Source organism: Bradyrhizobium sp. UFLA01-814, from assembly GCF_046718885.1.
GTDB lineage: Bacteria > Pseudomonadota > Alphaproteobacteria > Rhizobiales > Xanthobacteraceae > Bradyrhizobium > Bradyrhizobium elkanii.
On record NZ_JAQOSR010000124.1, the window covers coordinates 1 to 16266 of the forward strand.

Genomic DNA, 16266 nt, shown 5'->3' on the forward strand with positions numbered 1-16266 from the left:
AGACCATGCGCGAGGTGCCGCGCGACGGCGAGACCATCGGCGAGGTCATGTTCCGCGGCAACATCGTGATGAAGGGCTATCTGAAGAACGCGACGGCGACGCAGGAAGCCTTTGCCGGCGGCTGGTTTCACACCGGCGATCTCGGCGTGCTCGACGAGCACGGTTACGTCATCATCAAGGACCGCTCCAAGGACATCATCATCTCCGGCGGCGAGAACGTCTCCTCCGTCGAGGTCGAGGACATCCTCTACAAGCACCCGGCCGTGCTGTTTGCGGCCGTCGTGGCAAAGCCCGACCCGAAATGGGGCGAAGTACCTTGCGCCTTCATCGAACTGAAGGACGGCGCCAAGGCGACCGAGGCCGAGATCATCGCCTATTGCCGCGAGCACATGTCGGGGTTCAAGACGCCGAAAGCCGTGGTGTTCGGCGTGATCCCGAAGACCTCGACCGGCAAGATCCAGAAATTCCTGCTGCGCAACCAGGTCGGATCGGCCAAGGCGATCTCGGCCTGAGCCGTCAGCCTGCCCGATCGAGCGTCAACCGCATGCCGTCATAGGCCGGAATGACGCCGGCCGGCAGGCTCTGCCGCAGCACCTCGTAGTCGAGGTCGGAATGCATGTTGGTGATGACCGCGCGCTTCGGCTTGAAGCGCTCGATCCACGACAGCGCGTCCGCAACGCTGAAATGGCTGGGATGCTGCGCATAGCGCAAGCCGTCGACGATCCAGAGATCGAGACCTTCGAGCGCCGGCCAGCTCTCCTGGGGGATGTCGTGCAGATCGGGCGTGTAGGCGGCGCCGCCAACGCGGTAGCCGAGCGCCGGGATCTTGCCATGCTGCACAAGGAAGGCCCCGAGCTTCAGCGGGCCGCCCTTCCCCTGGACCGTGTGGCTCTCGCCGGCCTCGATCGAATGCCGCGTCAGGATCGGCGGGTAGTCGCTGCCTTCCGGCGCGATGAAGCAATAGGAGAACCGCGCCATCATGTCCTTGGCGGTCGACTGGTTGAAGTAGACCGGGATGCGGCGGCGCTGATGCAGCACGACCGAACGCAAATCGTCGATGCCGTGGGTCTGGTCGGCATGCTCATGCGTCAGGAATACCGCGTCGATGTGCTCGACATTGCTGTCGATCAGCTGCTCACGCAGATCGGGCGAGGTGTCGATCACGACCCGCGTGGTGCCGTGCTCCATGGTGCGCTCGGCCATGATCGAGCAGCGGCGGCGGCGGTTCTTGGGATTGCCGGGATCGCAGGCGCCCCAGCCGAGTGCCGGGCGCGGCACGCCGGCGGACGAGCCGCAGCCCAGAATGGTCAGTGTCAGCGTCATGCAGCAACCTTCGGCGCCGGCACCTTGGAGAACAGCCGGAAGAAGTTTTCGGTGGTCTGCCGCGAGATCTCCTCCAGGGAGACGCCGCGCGTTTCCGCGAGCACCTTGGCGACCTCGACGACATAGGACGGCTCGTTGCGCTTGCCGCGGAATTTGCCGGGCGCAAGATACGGCGCGTCTGTCTCGACCATGATGCGGTCGGCCGGCAGCTCGGCGGCCAGCGCGCGCAGCGCGTCCGACTTCTTGAAGGTCAGGATGCCCGTGAACGAGATCGACAGCCCAAGCGCGATCGCCTTCATCGCGAGCTCGCGGCCGCCGGTGTAGCAGTGCAGGACGGCCTTGAACGCGCCCTTCGCGACTTCATCCTCCAGGATGCGACCGCAATCCTCGTCGGCCTCCCTGGTATGGATGACCAGCGGCAGCCCCGTTTCGCGGGCGGCGGCGATGTGCGCGCGAAAGCCGCGCTCCTGGGCCTCGCGCGAACCGTGCTCGTAGAAATAGTCGAGCCCCGCCTCGCCGAGCGCCACGACCTTCGGATGCTTCGTCAGCTCGATCAGTTCGCTGGCCGGGATGCCGTCCTCTTCATCGGCATGATGCGGATGGGTGCCGACCGAGCAGTAGACGTCGGGGAAGCGCTCGGTGATCGCGAGCAGGCCGCCGAGCCGCCTCACCCGGGTCGAGATCGTGACCATGCGGCCGATGCCGGCCGCTTCGGCACGCCCGACGATCCCGTCGAGATCGTCGGCGAAATCAGGGAAATCCAGATGGCAGTGACTGTCGACCAGCATGAATTTCGAACCGCTCACTCGGTCTTCGGTTCCACATAGCGCGGGAACACGCCAACAGGCGCCGGCAGGACGGTGCCCGGCTTGATGCGCTCGGCGACCGCGGCAAAGCCGCGGGCGTCAGCAGCTATACCGAGGCTGTCGAGCATCTTGCCGCAGGACTCCGGCATCACGGCCTGCGCCATGATCGCGATCTGGCGCACGACCTCGGCGGTGACATACAGCACCGTCTTCTGGCGCGCGGGATCAGTCTTCGCCAGCGCCCACGGCGCCTCGCCGGCAAAATAGCGGTTGGCCTCGGCGACCACGGCCCAGACCGTGTTGAGCCATTGATGGATCTGCTGCGTCGCCATCGCGGTCCGCGACGTCTCCAGCATGGCGTCGGCCTGCGCCAGAATCGCCTTGTCGTTGTCGCTGAATTCGCCGGGCTCCGGCAGCACGCCGCCGAGTTGCTTGGCGATCATCGACAATGAACGCTGCGCCAGATTGCCGAAATCATTGGCGAGGTCGGCGTTGATGCGCGCGACGATGGCCTCGTGATTGTAGTTGCCGTCCTGGCCGAACGGCACTTCGCGCAGGAAGAAGTAACGCATCTGGTCGACGCCGTACTGCTCGGCGAGATTGAAGGGGTCGACCACATTGCCGACCGACTTCGACATCTTCTCGCCCCTGTTGAACAGGAAGCCGTGCGCATAGACCCGCTTCTGCACGGGAATGCCTGCCGACATCAGGAAGGCCGGCCAGTACACGGCGTGGAAGCGGATAATGTCCTTGCCGATGATGTGGACGTCGGCCGGCCAGTAGCGCCAATGCTTGTCGCTCTCATCGGGATAGCCGACGCCGGTGATGTAGTTGGTCAGCGCGTCGACCCAGACATACATCACGTGCTCGGGATCGTCCGGGACCTTGACACCCCAGTCGAAGGTGGTGCGCGAGATCGAGAGGTCCTTGAGCCCGCCGCGCACGAAACTCATCACCTCGTTGCGACGCGAATCCGGGCCGATGAAATCGGGCTGGCTCTCATAGAGGTGCAAGAGCTTGTCCTGGTAGGCCGAGAGCTTGAAGAAATAGCTCTTCTCCTCAACCCACTCGACCGGCGTGCCCTGCGGGCCGCGGCGGACATTGTCCTCGCCGACTGTGGTCTCATCCTCGGCGTAATAGGCCTCGTCACGTACCGAGTACCAGCCGGCATAGGCGTCGATGTAGATGTCGCCATTGTCCTGCATGCGCCGCCAGATCGCCTGCACCGACTCGTGATGCGCAGGCTCCGAGGTGCGGATGAAGCGGTCGAACGAGACGTTGAGCCGCTCGTCCATCTCTTTGAACCGCGCGGCATTGCGGGTCGCGAGATCGTAGGGCGTCATTCCCTCGCCGGCCGCGGTCTGGATCATCTTCTGTCCGTGCTCGTCGGTGCCAGTCAGGAAGAACACGTCCTTGCCGTCGAGACGCTGGAAGCGCGCCAATGCGTCGGTCGCGATCGCCTCATAGGCGTGGCCGATATGCGGCTGACCGTTCGGATAAGCGATTGCGGTCGTGATGTAGAACATGTTGCCGCGGTCCGCGGCGGGCACCGGGATGGATGCGGCCGCAGGAGCCGCCGCAGCGGATTTGGGCTGCTTCGGCGCGCGAACCTTTGCTGGTCTCGGCGCCTTCTCGGCAACGGGAGCCACCGGCAGAGCGGGCTTCTTTGCCGCCGGTGCGACGGCTGCTGCGGCTGCCTTCTTCGGCGGAGCCTTGGTGGCCTTCGCAGCAGTCTTCTTGGCCGTGCTCTTGGCCGTCTTCTTCGCGGCTTTCTTGACGGCCCTTTTTACGACCTTCTTCGCCGCCGATTTCCTGGCGCCCTTGGCTCCCGTTTTGGCCTTGGCGGCCTTCTTCGCTTTCTTGGCGACGCGCCCAGCCTTCTTGGCGGCGCGCGATTTCGCCGTGGCTTTGCCGGTCGCGCGAGCGGGCGATGCCTTCTTCGTCTTCTTGGCTTTTTTCGACGATTTCTTCTTAGCGGTCGCCACCACGGAATCCTTTGCAGATCGAAACGAGATTGTCGGGAGTTTAGTCAGACAGATATGTGTTCAGGCAGATGCGTTTTCAGCCAGATTGTTTGCGGATTTGGCGTCTATCGGGTCGCGTCCGCGAGCATCGAAAACACCGAGAAAACCAGCGGCTTGCGCTCCAGATTGTAGGCTTCGGTATCGCGCGCGGCGCGGACGATCTTTTCCCATACCTCCGCCAGCCGTGCAAGGCGCGGCAGATTGGCATTGGCGTCGCCCGTGCGCATGCGCTCGCTCATCCAGCGATCGATGCCGTCGATGAAAGCGGCGAGCGCGACACGGTCGCTGGTGCCGAGCGCATCGCCCAGCGCATGCAGCTCGCGCGGATCGACACTCGGAAGCGTCGCGAGCAGCGCGGCCGTGCGTTGCTGCAGCTTGAGCGCATCGCCGCCGAGCAGCGACAGCGCCCGCCCGACGCTGCCTTCGGATGCCGCGGCGGCTTCCAGTAGTGCCGGATCGTCGGCTTCGATATCGGTTGCGGCCGCGGCCGCGCGCACCACGTCGCTCGTCTCCAGCGGCCGCAGCAGCAACTTGCGGCAACGGGACAGGATGGTCGGCAGCACCCGTGACGGTGCGTGGCTGACCAGGAGGAACAGCGATTGCTGCGGCGGCTCCTCGAGGATCTTCAGCAGCGCGTTCGCGGCGTTGGGATTGAGCTCGTCGACGGTATCGACGATGCAGACGCGCCAGCCGTCGACCGCAGCGGTCGAGCCGAAGAACGAGATGGTCTCCCGCGTCTCGTCGACCGTGATGACGGTCCGCATCACGCCGCGATCGTTGAGGCCGCGCTCGAGCACAAGGAGCCCGCCATGGGCGCCCGCCGTGATCTGGCGTGCCACCGGATCTGATGGATCGACCCGCAGCGTCGGCGCCGCCTGAATCTGGGACGATTTCGGATTGCGAAACGCCAGCACGAACCGCGCCATGCGGTAGGCCAGCGTCGCCTTGCCGATGCCCTGCGCGCCGCCGATCAGCCAGGCGTGCGGAATTCGTCCGCTGCGATAGGCATCGAGCAAGGCGGTCTCCGCCTCGCGATGCCCGAACAAATCCGGCGTTTCGCGCGGATGGCGGGCGGCGCTCTCCTGTTCGACCTTGCGCGCGCTCATGCAGGATTGTCCGCCGTGAGCGCTGCGCGCAGATGCTCGCGCAGCGCGGCCCATATCCTGGCCGTGACCGTATCCGGATCGGCCGTGGCGTCGATCAGGACGCAGCGCTCCGGATCTTCGGCCGCGATCCGGCGGTACGCGTCACGCAAATCCTGATGGAACTTGATGCCTTCGGCTTCGAAGCGATCGGCGGTGGCGTCGCCGCGTCGCGCAGCGGCGCGTTGCAATCCGACCTCGACGGGCACATCGAGGATGAAGGTCAGATCGGGCTTGAGATCGCCGATGGTCACGCGCTGCATGGCGTTGACGAGTTCGGGCGACACCTGCCCGAGCTGGCCCTGATAGGCCCGCGTGGAATCGAAGAAACGATCGCACAGCACCCAGATGCCCTGATTGAGCGCCGGCAGGATCACGGTGCGGACATGGTCGTCGCGTGCAGCGGCAAACAGCAGCGTCTCGGCCTCCGGCCCCAGCAGCTTGCCCATCCCTGACAGCACGAGGTGACGGATGATCTCCGCCCCCGGCGAGCCGCCCGGCTCGCGGGTCACGATCGCGCGCAGCTTGGCGGCATCGAGCCGTTCGGCAAGCTTGCGGATCTGGGTCGATTTCCCCGACCCCTCGCCGCCCTCAAAGGTGATGAAGCGACCGCGCAAGCTCGGCCGTTGGACTGCTGCTTCCGCCATGTCAGAGCTTCTCGACCCCTGCGCGGAACATGCCGATGACCAGCTCCTGGGCGCCGTCGAGCGCACGACGCATCGTCGATCCGGTGCCGACGGCGTCCGCCGCGAAAACCGGAGTTTCCATTGCGACATTGGCGCCGCGCCACACCCGCACCACGCCGATCTTCTGGCCGGCGGTGATGGGCGCCTTGACCGGGCCGCTATAGATGACGCGCGCGAGCAGCTTGTCGTTGCCGTTCTTCGACACCATCACCTTGATCGGATCGGGGCTGACGAGCTTGACCGAGCGGCTCTCGCCGCCGAACACCCGTGCATAGCCGACCGGCTGATTGGCCGCGATCAGGGTCCGGGTCTCGAAGCTGCGGAACCCCCATTCCAGCATCTTCTTGGCTTCGGTCGCGCGGTCCTCGGAATCCTCGAGGCCGTTGACCACGACGATCAGCCGCGTGTCGTTCTGCACCGCCGAGCCGACCATGCCGTAGCCGCCTTCCTTGGTGTAGCCGGTCTTCAAGCCGTCGGCACCGGGCAAGGCGTTCAGCAGCGGGTTGCGGTTTTGCTGGCGGATCTTGTTCCAGGTGAATTCCTTCTCGCCGAACAGCTTGTACCTGTCCGGGTAGGTCAGGATGATGTGGCGCGCCAGCGTTGCGAGTTCCCGCACCGTCATCTTGTTGGCCGGGTCGGGCAGCCCGTTGGAATTGCCGAAGGTCGACCTGGTCATGCCGAGCTCGCGGGCGCGCTTGGTCATGAAGTCGGTCGCAAAGGTATGCTCATTGCCGGCAATGCCTTCGGCGAGCGCGATGCAGGCGTCGTTGCCGCTCGGGATGATCGCGCCATGCAGGAGATCGTCGACCGAGACCTTGCTGTTGATCGCCGCGAACATCGTCGAGGTGCCGGACGGCGCCCCGCCCCGCCGCCAGGCGCTCTCGCTGATCCGGTACTCGTCCGTGAGCTTGATGTCGCCCTTCTTGAGGGCGTCGAACACCACCTCGGCCGTCATCAGCTTCATCATGCTGGATGGCGCGCGCAGCTCGTCGGCGTTCTTCTCGAACAGCACGCTGCCGCTGCTGGCCTCGACCAGAATCGCGGTCGGCGCATCGCCGTCGAACCCGCCCTCTTCCTTCTTGGCGCCCTGGACGCTGTTGTTGGCGGCATAGACCATTCCGCCGCAACCGATCGCCAGCGCGACCGCGGCCGCGACCAGGCCGCGCCAGCAATGCCCGGCGCGAGCTGACAACGTGCGGGGAACTGCGGTTGGGGCTGCCATCGGCGATGTCCTGAAAGACTGCGTTCTAACAGCTGGAAGTATCGCAAACAACTGAGGTTTCTGCGTTTGTGCACGGCAAGCTGGATTGCCGCCTGCGTTGAACGTCCCTATCCTCGGAACCAGCTAACGTCAGCACAACCGGCAAACAAGGCGGAAACGCGAATGTCATCCTCCCGCACCATTTCCGCCAACGGCATCGACATGTTCGTGCGCGAGGCCGGGCAAGGCCCGCTGGTCGTGCTCTGCCATGGCTGGCCGGAACTGTCCTATTCATGGCGGCACCAGATCGCGGCGCTGGCCGCGGCAGGCTTTCGGGTCGTCGCGCCTGACATGCGCGGCTTCGGCCGCTCCGGCGCGCCGGCCGAGGTCGGCGCCTACACGATCTTCGATACGGTCGGAGACATGGTCGCGCTGGTTGCCGCCCTCGGCGAGACCCGCGCGATGATCGTCGGCCATGACTGGGGTGCGCCGGTGGCCTGGCACGCGGCCCTGTTCCGTCCCGACATCTTCACGAAAGTCGCCGGCCTCAGCGTGCCGCCGCCGTTCCGCGGCCGTGGTCGCCCGCTCGAGACCCTGCGCGACAGCGGCATCACCAATTTCTATTGGCAGTACTTTCAGCCGCCCGGCGTGGCCGAGGCCGAGTTCGAGCGCGACATCGCCCACACCATGCGGCTGGTGCTCGGGCGTGGCGTCTCCGATCCGAGCTCGATGTTCGTCGACGAGGCCAAGGGCTTCCTCGGCAAGCTGCCGGCAGGAATGCCCTTGCCGGCCTGGCTGACCGAGGCCGACATTGCCGAATTCGTCGAAGGCTATCGGCACTCCGGCTTCCGCGGTGGCCTGAACTGGTACCGCAATCTCGACCGCAATTGGGAGCTGACCGCGCCCTGGCAGGACGCGCAGATCCATCAGCCGTCGCTGTTCATCGCCGGCTCGAATGATTCGGTGATCACCGGGCTGATCGGCGCCAAGCGGGTCGCGGACATGGAGCGCGTGCTGCCGAACCTCAGGCAGAAGCTGATCATCGAAGGCGCCGGCCACTGGATCCAGCAGGAGCGCCCCGACGAGGTCAACAAGGCGCTGATCGCGTTTCTGAAATGATCAGGCCAAGGGCCTGATCTGTAAGCAGACGGCTCAGTAAAGCCCGCGCCCGCTCAGGACTTCGGCCGGCCCCCGCGCGTCGATCGGGACATAGGCGGCCGCCGGACTCGGGCTTGCGGCATAGCGCGCGTCACCCTCATAGGAGACTTCGCGCGGATTGTTCGTGGAGCGGCGGTGCGAGCGGCTCGAGGCCGACATTTCCGAGGTGGCGCTCACCGAGGCGTAGTCGGCCTGGGTGTTGCCGAGGCTGTAGGGCCGCCCCTCCGGCAACGGAACGTCGCCACGAACCCGGCCCGAGGAGGACGACATCTCAGGCACGAACGGCCGTGCGGAGGCGACGCGGACCATCGACGGGGACGGCGCTGGAGTACCGGTGCGCAAGGTCGCCATCAACTGGCGGTCATCGGACCCTTCGAGTGGCGCTCGGCCGACATATTCGACGCGGACGCGAGCCACGCCATTGCCTTTGAATTCAAGCAGTTCTGCGGCTTTGTTCGAGACATCTATGAGGCGATTGCCGTGGTACGGGCCGCGGTCATTGACCCGAACGACGAGCGATCTGCCATTGCTCAGATTGGTGACGCGGGCATAGCTCGGCATCGGCAGGGTCGGATGGGCGGCCGTGAGCGAGCCCATGTCGAACACCTCGCCATTGGCGGTCAGGCGGCCATGGAAATCGTCGCCGTACCAGGACGCCATGCCCTCCGCGCGGTAGTTCTCATTCTCCTCCGGCACATAGGTGCGGCCGGCGACAACATAAGGCTTGCCGATGCGATAGGTGCCGCCGCCTTTCGGCACGGGATCACCCAGCGCCACCACGCGCGGACTCGACGACACCCCGTATTTGGGGTCGACCCGGCTTGCGAACTTGTTCGAGGAGGCACAATTGGCGAGGACGAGGCACGTCGCCACCGCAACGGCGCCGCGCGCCGTCCGGATCATCGAATCTGGCCGTCTAATCCCCATCTGCCCCAAGTACCATTCTGCCGGACCTGCGCCTACTCCGAGGCGTCGAAGTCCCTTGCCGTCGCTGTGCGGCCCACCTCCGCACCAGAGCGTGACGATATCGCAACCGGAACACGGCGGAAATGGGGAGAGCCGGCGGGCGGTGGCGTCTTGGTGAATGGTCTGTTGCGCCTCCTCCGTCGTTCTACTGACCTTCGTCTCCGCCCAACGCCCTGGCCTGTCCCGCGATCAGACACACTGTTGCAGCAAATCATCAGTCGGGGGGCATCTTGGATTCCAACAATTGAATCTTTTTGACTGTGCAAGGCTGCAATCGTTTTCTCGTCCGCGTGGGGCGCAAAGGAAGTTTGCGATGATCGAGACGGTTACAGCGGTGATGGGCCTGGTGAGTGCGGCGATCTTCTTGGCGCACGCCGTGGAAGGCTATCGGTACCGGGCCTGACAGTCCGTTGAAGGTGGAAAGACGCGTCACCTCTTTCCAGGAGTGAATGTTCGGAAAGCTTTAATCAATTCGGATGAGCATCGATTAAAGGCAGGTGTGTCATGCGTAATCACGATTTGGTCTCCGACGGATTTCTGACCCTGACCGCAGCCAGCCTCGTGCTGCTGTGCTCGAGCCTGCTGGCGTTCGCGTTCGGCTGAACGTTTTTGAGACCTCGGGCGCGATCGGCGCCCGTGCGACTGTGATCGATTACCCCTATCTCACTCCCCGCCGATCGGGTTGCGGTCTTCCCCCCGCCCCACTCGTGACGCATCCTCGCCTTTTCCAGCAGAGGATGCACGGATGACCGGCAGTGTCAGGGAGGGAACGTCCGCCCTTCTCGTCAGCACAGATGGCCGGCTGCTGATGCAACTGCGCGACGACCTCCCACATGTTACCGATCGCGGAAAGGTCAGCCTGTTTGGGGGACGGCGGGAAGGCGCCGAGACCTTCCTTGAATGCGTGGTGCGCGAGATCCACGAGGAGATCGGCTACTATTTGCCGCCCGAGCGTTTTGAGTTGATCGGCCGCTATTCCGGTCCCGATCATGCAACGCCAACCGGCACGCTTCGCGGCGAGGTGTTCCTCGCGCGCGACGTGCCCATCGACCAATTGACGGTGACCGAAGGCCGCCTTGAGATCGTCGCCATCGACGACCTCGAACGCATCAGCGGCATGCTCGCGCGCCCGGCTACGTTCGCGCTGGAGATCTTCCTGAAGCGCGAACCGATGACCTGAGCGCTGAAACCAGCGCGCGGATGTGATCGTCGATCATGGCCAACGCGACTGACGGATGAGCAAAGTCGATATCGTCTACGTGCCAGTAAGTCACCCTGTCGGCGACCTCGGGGAATCGGCGCTCGATCAGCGGACGGTGCTCGGCCTCCTTGAGCGCGATCACGAGGTCGGCGTCGTCGAAGTCCGCCAATGAACAGGGCTGCGGAAAGCGCGCTGCGCCTTCCGGCACGATACCGCTGGCGCGAAGACGATCATCGGTGAAGACTGACATGGGCCCGACATTGTCGGGCGATCCCCGCTCGGCCGCGCCTCTGGCGGACGCGCGCCACGCCAGTTGTTCAGCTCTAGCAAGATGATTGAAAAGTTCCTCTGCGTATCGACTGCGATAATAGTTGCCGGTGCAGAGAAAGAGGACACGCTTCATGGGCGTCATGATGGCCAACGTCGGCCCTCGCGGTCAACGGCGTTGCGAGCATGAGCCCTTTCAGCTCACGGACCGGGCGAGTGACGGGCCGGCCCGGGGTTTCTTGAAACGACGGAACCGACCAGTCCTCAATCATCCCTGCCCGTCCCGTTGAGTTGGGTGCCAATTGCGGTGCCAATTTTGAGCAGCGGGCCGCAACCGAAAACGGCCCCAGCGTGGGTTGCTGAGGCCGTCATTCCGTCTGCTGGGGGCGCGGGCGCCAGTGAGCAGGCCGCCTCGGTTCAGCAGAGCGCCGGTACATCCGCGGCTGTCTGAATTGTACTCGATGTCGTAGCGTGCCTGGCGAGGTCTCAGGGGGTACCCCACAGGGCGCATCCGGAAATGGGACCCGTTAGCAAATCAGCAACGTGATCGGCGCAGGCTTCTCTGAGGGACGGGACCGTTGGGGACGCAGCACGGTCACGTTTCGGAGGAGCTGGCGCGCCGGCCCTGAGCGTCGGCTCCTCTTTTGGACCTTGTGTGAGTTAGGCAACAGCCGTCACTCCAGGTACCTGCTAAGCAAGTGACGTTGGGAATTTCAGGGCCCTAGCGCTGGGAATGACAGGGCGCCGCCGGGACAAACCATTTCGGGCCCGGCGGCGTAGTTTTTGAGATTTGCCGCGCTGACGCATGAGAGGCGTCTCGAGAATGTCTGGCGACAAGATTGCTACAAAGACCGTGCTGTTAGCGCTGGCCATAGGCATTGCGGTATGGGCAACTATGGGGGCGCCCGAGCCAGGCACAAATTCGCCGATGCATGTCGCCAGCAGGCGATGAGGCCCTGCCGGCACGACCCATGCAGTTAAATTGACGCTGGGGATTTCAGTGTCCCAGTTCAGGAAGGAAACGCCGCCGGGCGTGTATTTTTGAGACCGGCGGCGTCTTTTCCTCGCACAGCAAGCTGGCGCGATTGCCCTGCCTGCCCGTCTGGCGGTTTAGTCGCCTTGGGAGATTGGGCGCTGTCGCTTTAGGTCGGCGTCATTCGAGCGGTAGAGAAAGCACGGGCAGCGGCTTATTGCCCTGCTCGCAACCTGTTCGCCCCTTGAGCGGTAGAACCGGCGTTGAGGCATCCGCCGCAGTCCGGCCCATGAAATGGGTCAGATTAACGCCCGATGACCACTCCACATAACCAACAGCCGAAAAGGTAACCGCTCCCACGATGACAATACTGAGCACTGAAGCGGCGGCGGCTGACGCCAAGCTTTGGCTGCTGAAAAACGGCATCACGATTCTCCGACACCGAGCTGCCACCCGCTCATGCATTAGGCCAACTCGCGATGATCGAGTGTGAACCGCCTCACATTTCACGGGCACTTGATGCCGAGACCGGGCCCGCCGATGCCGGTTCACGGCCGGCGGGCCATTTTTGCCAATTCAGATACAGGCCGCTGCCCAGCCGGGCAGATACGTTCTTTGATCCTCGGCCGCAATTGAAGCGCTTCCGGCCGCCTCAATTGGCGGCCTCTTTCAACCGCAATTCATCGAATGGCGCTCAATTGCCTAGCGTTTTCGAACCTTGCTTGGGCCTCTCAGAGGGCACTGTCGATGGCGAGTCCCAGTCAATCATTTTCAGGCAAACGAGGAGTTCGACATAGCTTTGTACTTGCCCTGACCCCGCCAAGAGTTCGCAACTTTCACGCGGTCCTGCCGGGACAGTTAGCCAGATCGAGTTTAGCTGCTGCCGCGCAACCGTCTCGTCACTCACGCACTTGCTCGCGTCCTTGGGAAGTCCCGACGCATTATCGTCAACGGAAACGTCCGCGCAAAGCGCCTTGATGTCGAAGTTGGGAACACTGTCTGAAATTTGTACGGGCGGCTGACCAACGAGCGATAATGCCAAGAGCGCTGCCTTCATAAGATCTCCCTCCCCGTCCGGTACGCCCAGCTGGAAGGCGGATTGAGCTGGGACTGACCGCGGCTTCGGAGGCTGTAGCGGCCACCCTCCGCCGCCGACGTACATTGCGCCTTTTTCGCAATTTCTATCCACCACGAACCGCAATGCTGCGGCGCGCTACTACTTTTGCGCACGCGATTTGCCTGCCGGTCTGTTGGTTAGGACTAGTTCGGAATGGCAATTGCCGCGGCTGCCCCGCGGGTTTCGAAGCATGTTCAGCAGGCGCGATCGACAAAAATAGTGCGGTCCAGATCACCCCGACAGTAACGGGGGGGTTGGCGGTGTATCCGCAAATCCACGGTTCGCCACCTTAACGTTAAGCCGAAAACCGATGCCCGCACCGACGTGGCGTCGTGTAGTGTCTGAGATATTTCATTTTTTCTTCGTCAAGGCCAATTGCCAAAGTTCAGCGATTTAAATCAATGATCGTGGAGTTCGGTATCGCGAGCACGATCGTGGGATCGGTGCTCGCCCTTTATGCAAGGCGGCATCGTTCGGTCATCTTGGAAGCGTGCGCAGGCGCGCTGCTGATTGTCGGCCTCGCCTGCATTGGCGCGGGGCTGCCGCATGTGTGACCCGCCCCTTCAGCAGGGACCGGGCGAATGACCGGCCGGCCGCGTTTCGCTGCCAAGTTCGCGTTGCGTTCGGCGCAGCCCTACGCTAAGGGCCTGATCCTTGATCCGGAAGGGTGGCCGAGTGGTTTAAGGCACCGGTCTTGAAAACCGGCGTGCCCGCAAGGGTACCGTGGGTTCGAATCCCACCCCTTCCGCCACAATTTATTGAATTCACTTTGTTATTTGCCCACGACGATTTCGTGCGCCCAAGTGATCCGGCCCACGGGGCCAGAACCGACAGCCGCATTGATACCGGCGTCGATGCGGCCGTTACGACAATCCCACTATTGTTATGGGCATTGCGGACCAGCTGACATTACGCCGCCGAGACAAACCGTTTCGGCCCCGGCGGCGTAATTTTCGCGTACCGCTCACTCAAAGTTCAATCTCTATCGCCATGTTCGCGCGCACGAGGGTGGTCAAGCCCGCTTTCAATCTTTTCGCTTGCCAAGTGTGGAAGGCTGGATCGGCGTTGAGTTTGTCAACCGCCGCGCCGTAAGCCGAAAACGTCTCGAAATTCACTGAGAAAACGAAATTGCCGGCTTCACCGACGGCGACAGACCAGAACCTTGGTTTGCCACCGTGCTTGCGCCAAAGCCCGGCGCTCTCTTTTGCCAATTCGAGTATTCCTGCGAGGTCGCCGCCTGGATTCGGCTTGACCACATACTGCACGACGACTGCCATGCTACCCTCCAATTGAAATGACAGGGGGCGCGCATGTGGCGCTGTTTTCGATAGATGGGGCTTGATCTAGGTCAAGGAATCCAGCGATGCGGCATGCGTACTTTGCCGTCCCGCGTGAACCGCGATGGCATAGTCTCTGCACTTTTGACGGTGCTGGGGATTTCAGTGTCCCAGTTCAGGAAGAAAACGCCGCCGGGCGTATATTTGTGAGACCGGCGGCGTCTTTTCGGGACAATGCCTCCCTCGATCCGGCCGGCGTCACAGCGTCGATACCGAGCACCGCGCGAGCTCGGCCGGGCCCAGAGCTGAGACTGAAGCGGCTGCGCGATAGCCGACCACCAGACGGCCGCAACGATGGTAACGGGTTGCGCGCCGCCGTATCCAGCAACCTCCCGCAGGACGTGATCCGCATAAAGTGATCGCTCCGGCGTTGTGCGGTTGTTTCTGAATATTGCTCGGGCTGGAGCCGCGATGGTAGCTCTGACGAGCAATGCGTCGCGCACTACCTTGGGTTTTGGCCGTTACTTTTCTGATTGGTTTTGTCGCTTCCTTTGCGGAGCTGCAGAGGATGCGCAACCGCTTCGGTGAAGTGTCTCAGCACGCCTTTCACGATCATGCCGCGGTGCGCGAATTCATGATACGCGCCGCGCTCGCCGACGCGCCGGCGCCGATCGTTGTGCTTGGCGATAGCATCACCGAAATGGCTCCGCTGCCCCGGCTGCTCTGCGGACGTCCGGTCGTCAATGCCGGCGTCGGCGGTCAGACCATCCCGGAGGCAAAGCAGCTCGCCGGGCGCGTGCTGCCGGACCAGGGCGCATTCTTGCTCGTCCTCGCGGTGGGCGCGAACGATGCCGGATCGCCAACGGCGCAACGCGACTTCACCGACCTCATCGATGCCGTCAAGCCGCTGTCGACGCGGCCATTGGTGGTCATTGCCGTCGCAGCTGACGAACGGACCAACCGCGCGATCGAAGCTGCCGCAGTTGCGCGCGGTGTTCGGTTTATCGACCCGCATTTGCCGCCCGGCGCGAAGATGGCTGACGGCATTCACTTCACCGCGGCCGCCTACAAGGCCTGGGTGCCGGCACTTGAGGCGGCGATCTCGGCGGAATGCACGATGTGACGTGCAGTCACGTCTGCCGGATGAACTCCGCGATCAGGCCCGGGATTTCCTCAGGCGCATCCTCGAAACAGTAATGCCCGACACCGGCAAGGCGCCTGACCGGTGCCGTCGGGAAGATTGCGGAAAACAGCGGCAGGAAATGCTCTGCACGTAGCGTGCGGTCCGCCTCGCCCCAGATCGCGAGCGCAGGCTTGCTGCGAATCAAACGGTCGGCGGCGGGATCGGGCGTATGGAATTGATGCGCGCCGGTCGCAAAGCCCTTGGCCCAGCCGATCGCACCGAGGCAGTCCGCCGGACGGGCGAAGTGCGCGCCGTAGGCGGCGAGCCAGGCGTCGGTGATGACGGCGTTGTTCTCGAATCCGTTGAGCTTCAGCGTGCTCAAAATGTTGAAGCCGAGCTGTCCGAGAACCGGCTCGAGGTCGCCGCTCGCCTCGGCCTTTGCGATCCATTGAAACCACGGCGAGACCTGCGCGTTGGCGGCGACGCGATCGAACAGATCGCTTTGCCCGAACGGCGTTGGCCCATTGGCGGAAACGATGCGGCGGATCCGCTCCGGATGCCGGGCCGCTAACCCCATGCCGACCGGGCCGCCGAAATCATGCATGACAAGGGTGATGTTGGTGAGATCGAGCGCGCGGACCAGCGCTTCGAGATTGTCGACATGGTCCTGCAGCCAATAGCTGCGATGCGCCGGCGTCGCGCTCTTGCCAAAGCCCATGTGATCCGGAACGACCACCCGGTGCGTCGCACTGAGGCCTGGCACCAGGTGGCGGAACAGATAGCCCCAGCTTGGTTCGCCGTGCAGGCAAAGCACCACCTCGCCGTCCCGCGGACCTTCGTCGACATAATGCATCTGAAAGCCCGGCGCCGCGCTGAAATGCGGCGAGAACGGAAAAGTGCCGTCGAACGTGGCGTCGGCTGGGATCACGGTTCTGACCTCGCATGGTTTCAATTTGAAACCAACGTGTAACGCTTGAGGTTTTACTTTGCAACCAATATATC

At 63.5% G+C, this 16266-nt stretch carries 17 protein-coding genes and 1 tRNA gene; 6 read left to right on the plus strand and 12 right to left on the minus strand.

All coding sequences use genetic code 11. From position 1 onward, the window contains the following. The coding region (locus PMN64_RS30225) for an AMP-binding enzyme (RefSeq protein ID WP_411783284.1) at window positions 1-512 on the plus strand (512 nt) is incomplete at its 5' end. Between the two features lie 4 nt (window positions 513-516). Here PMN64_RS30225 and PMN64_RS30230 read toward each other — a convergent pair. The 6 genes from PMN64_RS30230 to PMN64_RS30255 all read right to left on the minus strand — a co-directional run bounded on the left by PMN64_RS30230 (window position 517) and on the right by PMN64_RS30255 (window position 7098). Next, window positions 517-1323, minus strand: a complete 807-nt coding sequence (locus PMN64_RS30230) for an MBL fold metallo-hydrolase (protein ID WP_304495410.1) — start codon at window positions 1321-1323, stop codon at window positions 517-519. After that, complete coding sequence (locus PMN64_RS30235) at window positions 1320-2111, minus strand: TatD family hydrolase (protein ID WP_304500306.1); 792 nt, start codon at window positions 2109-2111, stop codon at window positions 1320-1322. Before PMN64_RS30235 ends, PMN64_RS30230 begins: the two co-directional genes overlap by 4 nt. Before the next feature lie 14 nt (window positions 2112-2125). Further along, window positions 2126-4114, minus strand: coding sequence for a methionine--tRNA ligase (gene metG, locus PMN64_RS30240; protein WP_411783285.1), 1989 nt, complete (start codon window positions 4112-4114; stop codon window positions 2126-2128). 104 nt (window positions 4115-4218) lie between these two features. Further along, entirely contained in the window at window positions 4219-5259 is a 1041-nt protein-coding gene (locus PMN64_RS30245) for a DNA polymerase III subunit delta' (protein WP_411783286.1), read from the minus strand. Then, window positions 5256-5942, minus strand: coding sequence for a dTMP kinase (gene tmk, locus PMN64_RS30250; protein ID WP_028340651.1), 687 nt, complete (start codon window positions 5940-5942; stop codon window positions 5256-5258). The genes PMN64_RS30245 and tmk overlap by 4 nt, the downstream gene beginning before the upstream one ends. A 1-nt stretch (window position 5943) precedes the next feature. After that, a complete protein-coding gene (locus PMN64_RS30255; protein ID WP_196238158.1) occupies window positions 5944-7098 on the minus strand; it encodes a D-alanyl-D-alanine carboxypeptidase family protein in 1155 nt (384 codons plus the stop codon). 267 nt (window positions 7099-7365) lie between these two features. On the opposite strand from PMN64_RS30255, the gene PMN64_RS30260 reads away from it, so the two are divergent. Continuing rightward, window positions 7366-8301 (plus strand): alpha/beta fold hydrolase, encoded by a 936-nt coding sequence (locus PMN64_RS30260; RefSeq protein ID WP_411783287.1) that lies wholly within the window; start codon window positions 7366-7368, stop codon window positions 8299-8301. A 33-nt stretch (window positions 8302-8334) separates the two neighbouring features. Here PMN64_RS30260 and PMN64_RS30265 read toward each other — a convergent pair whose 3' ends face one another. Next, on the minus strand, window positions 8335-9243 hold the full coding sequence (locus PMN64_RS30265; RefSeq protein WP_035631554.1) for a septal ring lytic transglycosylase RlpA family protein: 909 nt from the start codon (window positions 9241-9243) through the stop codon (window positions 8335-8337). 808 nt (window positions 9244-10051) lie between these two features. Here PMN64_RS30265 and PMN64_RS30270 point away from each other — a divergent pair. Further along, window positions 10052-10486, plus strand: a complete 435-nt coding sequence (locus PMN64_RS30270) for an NUDIX domain-containing protein (RefSeq protein WP_411783289.1) — start codon at window positions 10052-10054, stop codon at window positions 10484-10486. Here the strand turns inward: PMN64_RS30270 and PMN64_RS30275 are convergent. The 3 genes from PMN64_RS30275 to PMN64_RS30285 all read right to left on the minus strand — a co-directional run bounded on the left by PMN64_RS30275 (window position 10440) and on the right by PMN64_RS30285 (window position 12804). Beyond that, window positions 10440-10919, minus strand: coding sequence for a low molecular weight phosphatase family protein (locus tag PMN64_RS30275; protein WP_411783301.1), 480 nt, complete (start codon window positions 10917-10919; stop codon window positions 10440-10442). The two genes, PMN64_RS30270 and PMN64_RS30275, sit on opposite strands and share 47 nt — an antisense overlap. Before the next feature lie 1008 nt (window positions 10920-11927). Continuing rightward, entirely contained in the window at window positions 11928-12173 is a 246-nt protein-coding gene (locus PMN64_RS30280) for a hypothetical protein (protein WP_411783290.1), read from the minus strand. A gap of 268 nt (window positions 12174-12441) precedes the next feature. Continuing rightward, the gene (locus PMN64_RS30285) at window positions 12442-12804 is read right to left on the minus strand and encodes a hypothetical protein (RefSeq protein WP_411783291.1); all 363 of its coding nucleotides are present in this window, start codon (window positions 12802-12804) and stop codon (window positions 12442-12444) included. A gap of 461 nt (window positions 12805-13265) precedes the next feature. On the opposite strand from PMN64_RS30285, the gene PMN64_RS30290 reads away from it, so the two are divergent. Further along, a complete protein-coding gene (locus tag PMN64_RS30290; RefSeq protein WP_304495401.1) occupies window positions 13266-13418 on the plus strand; it encodes a hypothetical protein in 153 nt (50 codons plus the stop codon). A 107-nt stretch (window positions 13419-13525) separates the two neighbouring features. Next, window positions 13526-13615: transfer RNA gene (locus PMN64_RS30295), tRNA-Ser, on the plus strand. Between the two features lie 217 nt (window positions 13616-13832). On the opposite strand, the gene PMN64_RS30300 is transcribed toward PMN64_RS30295, so the two are convergent. Then, the gene (locus PMN64_RS30300) at window positions 13833-14141 is read right to left on the minus strand and encodes a hypothetical protein (RefSeq protein ID WP_100213607.1); all 309 of its coding nucleotides are present in this window, start codon (window positions 14139-14141) and stop codon (window positions 13833-13835) included. Between the two features lie 568 nt (window positions 14142-14709). On the opposite strand from PMN64_RS30300, the gene PMN64_RS30305 reads away from it, so the two are divergent. Then, window positions 14710-15264 carry an SGNH/GDSL hydrolase family protein gene (locus PMN64_RS30305; protein ID WP_304495400.1) on the plus strand — a complete coding sequence of 185 codons (555 nt, stop codon included), beginning with the start codon at window positions 14710-14712 and terminating at the stop codon, window positions 15262-15264. A 7-nt stretch (window positions 15265-15271) separates the two neighbouring features. On the opposite strand, the gene PMN64_RS30310 is transcribed toward PMN64_RS30305, so the two are convergent. Then, complete coding sequence (locus PMN64_RS30310) at window positions 15272-16192, minus strand: alpha/beta fold hydrolase (protein WP_411783292.1); 921 nt, start codon at window positions 16190-16192, stop codon at window positions 15272-15274. Window positions 16193-16266: the final 74 nt, after the last annotated feature.

What these genes read in the sequence shown, in the direction of transcription:
- PMN64_RS30230 (WP_304495410.1), bottom strand. Translation starts at nt 1,323, where the DNA reads ATGACGCTGACACTGACCATTCTGGGCTGCGGCTCGTCCGCCGGCGTG.
- PMN64_RS30235 (WP_304500306.1), bottom strand. Translation starts at nt 2,111, where the DNA reads ATGCTGGTCGACAGTCACTGCCATCTGGATTTCCCTGATTTCGCCGAC.
- PMN64_RS30245 (WP_411783286.1), bottom strand. Translation starts at nt 5,259, where the DNA reads ATGAGCGCGCGCAAGGTCGAACAGGAGAGCGCCGCCCGCCATCCGCGC.
- tmk (WP_028340651.1), bottom strand. Translation starts at nt 5,942, where the DNA reads ATGGCGGAAGCAGCAGTCCAACGGCCGAGCTTGCGCGGTCGCTTCATC.
- PMN64_RS30255 (WP_196238158.1), bottom strand. Translation starts at nt 7,098, where the DNA reads ATGGTCTATGCCGCCAACAACAGCGTCCAGGGCGCCAAGAAGGAAGAG.
- PMN64_RS30260 (WP_411783287.1), top strand. Translation starts at nt 7,366, where the DNA reads ATGTCATCCTCCCGCACCATTTCCGCCAACGGCATCGACATGTTCGTG.
- PMN64_RS30265 (WP_035631554.1), bottom strand. Translation starts at nt 9,243, where the DNA reads ATGATCCGGACGGCGCGCGGCGCCGTTGCGGTGGCGACGTGCCTCGTC.
- PMN64_RS30270 (WP_411783289.1), top strand. Translation starts at nt 10,052, where the DNA reads ATGACCGGCAGTGTCAGGGAGGGAACGTCCGCCCTTCTCGTCAGCACA.
- PMN64_RS30275 (WP_411783301.1), bottom strand. Translation starts at nt 10,919, where the DNA reads ATGACGCCCATGAAGCGTGTCCTCTTTCTCTGCACCGGCAACTATTAT.
- PMN64_RS30280 (WP_411783290.1), bottom strand. Translation starts at nt 12,173, where the DNA reads ATGCCGTTTTTCAGCAGCCAAAGCTTGGCGTCAGCCGCCGCCGCTTCA.
- PMN64_RS30285 (WP_411783291.1), bottom strand. Translation starts at nt 12,804, where the DNA reads ATGAAGGCAGCGCTCTTGGCATTATCGCTCGTTGGTCAGCCGCCCGTA.
- PMN64_RS30290 (WP_304495401.1), top strand. Translation starts at nt 13,266, where the DNA reads ATGATCGTGGAGTTCGGTATCGCGAGCACGATCGTGGGATCGGTGCTC.
- PMN64_RS30300 (WP_100213607.1), bottom strand. Translation starts at nt 14,141, where the DNA reads ATGGCAGTCGTCGTGCAGTATGTGGTCAAGCCGAATCCAGGCGGCGAC.
- PMN64_RS30305 (WP_304495400.1), top strand. Translation starts at nt 14,710, where the DNA reads ATGCGCAACCGCTTCGGTGAAGTGTCTCAGCACGCCTTTCACGATCAT.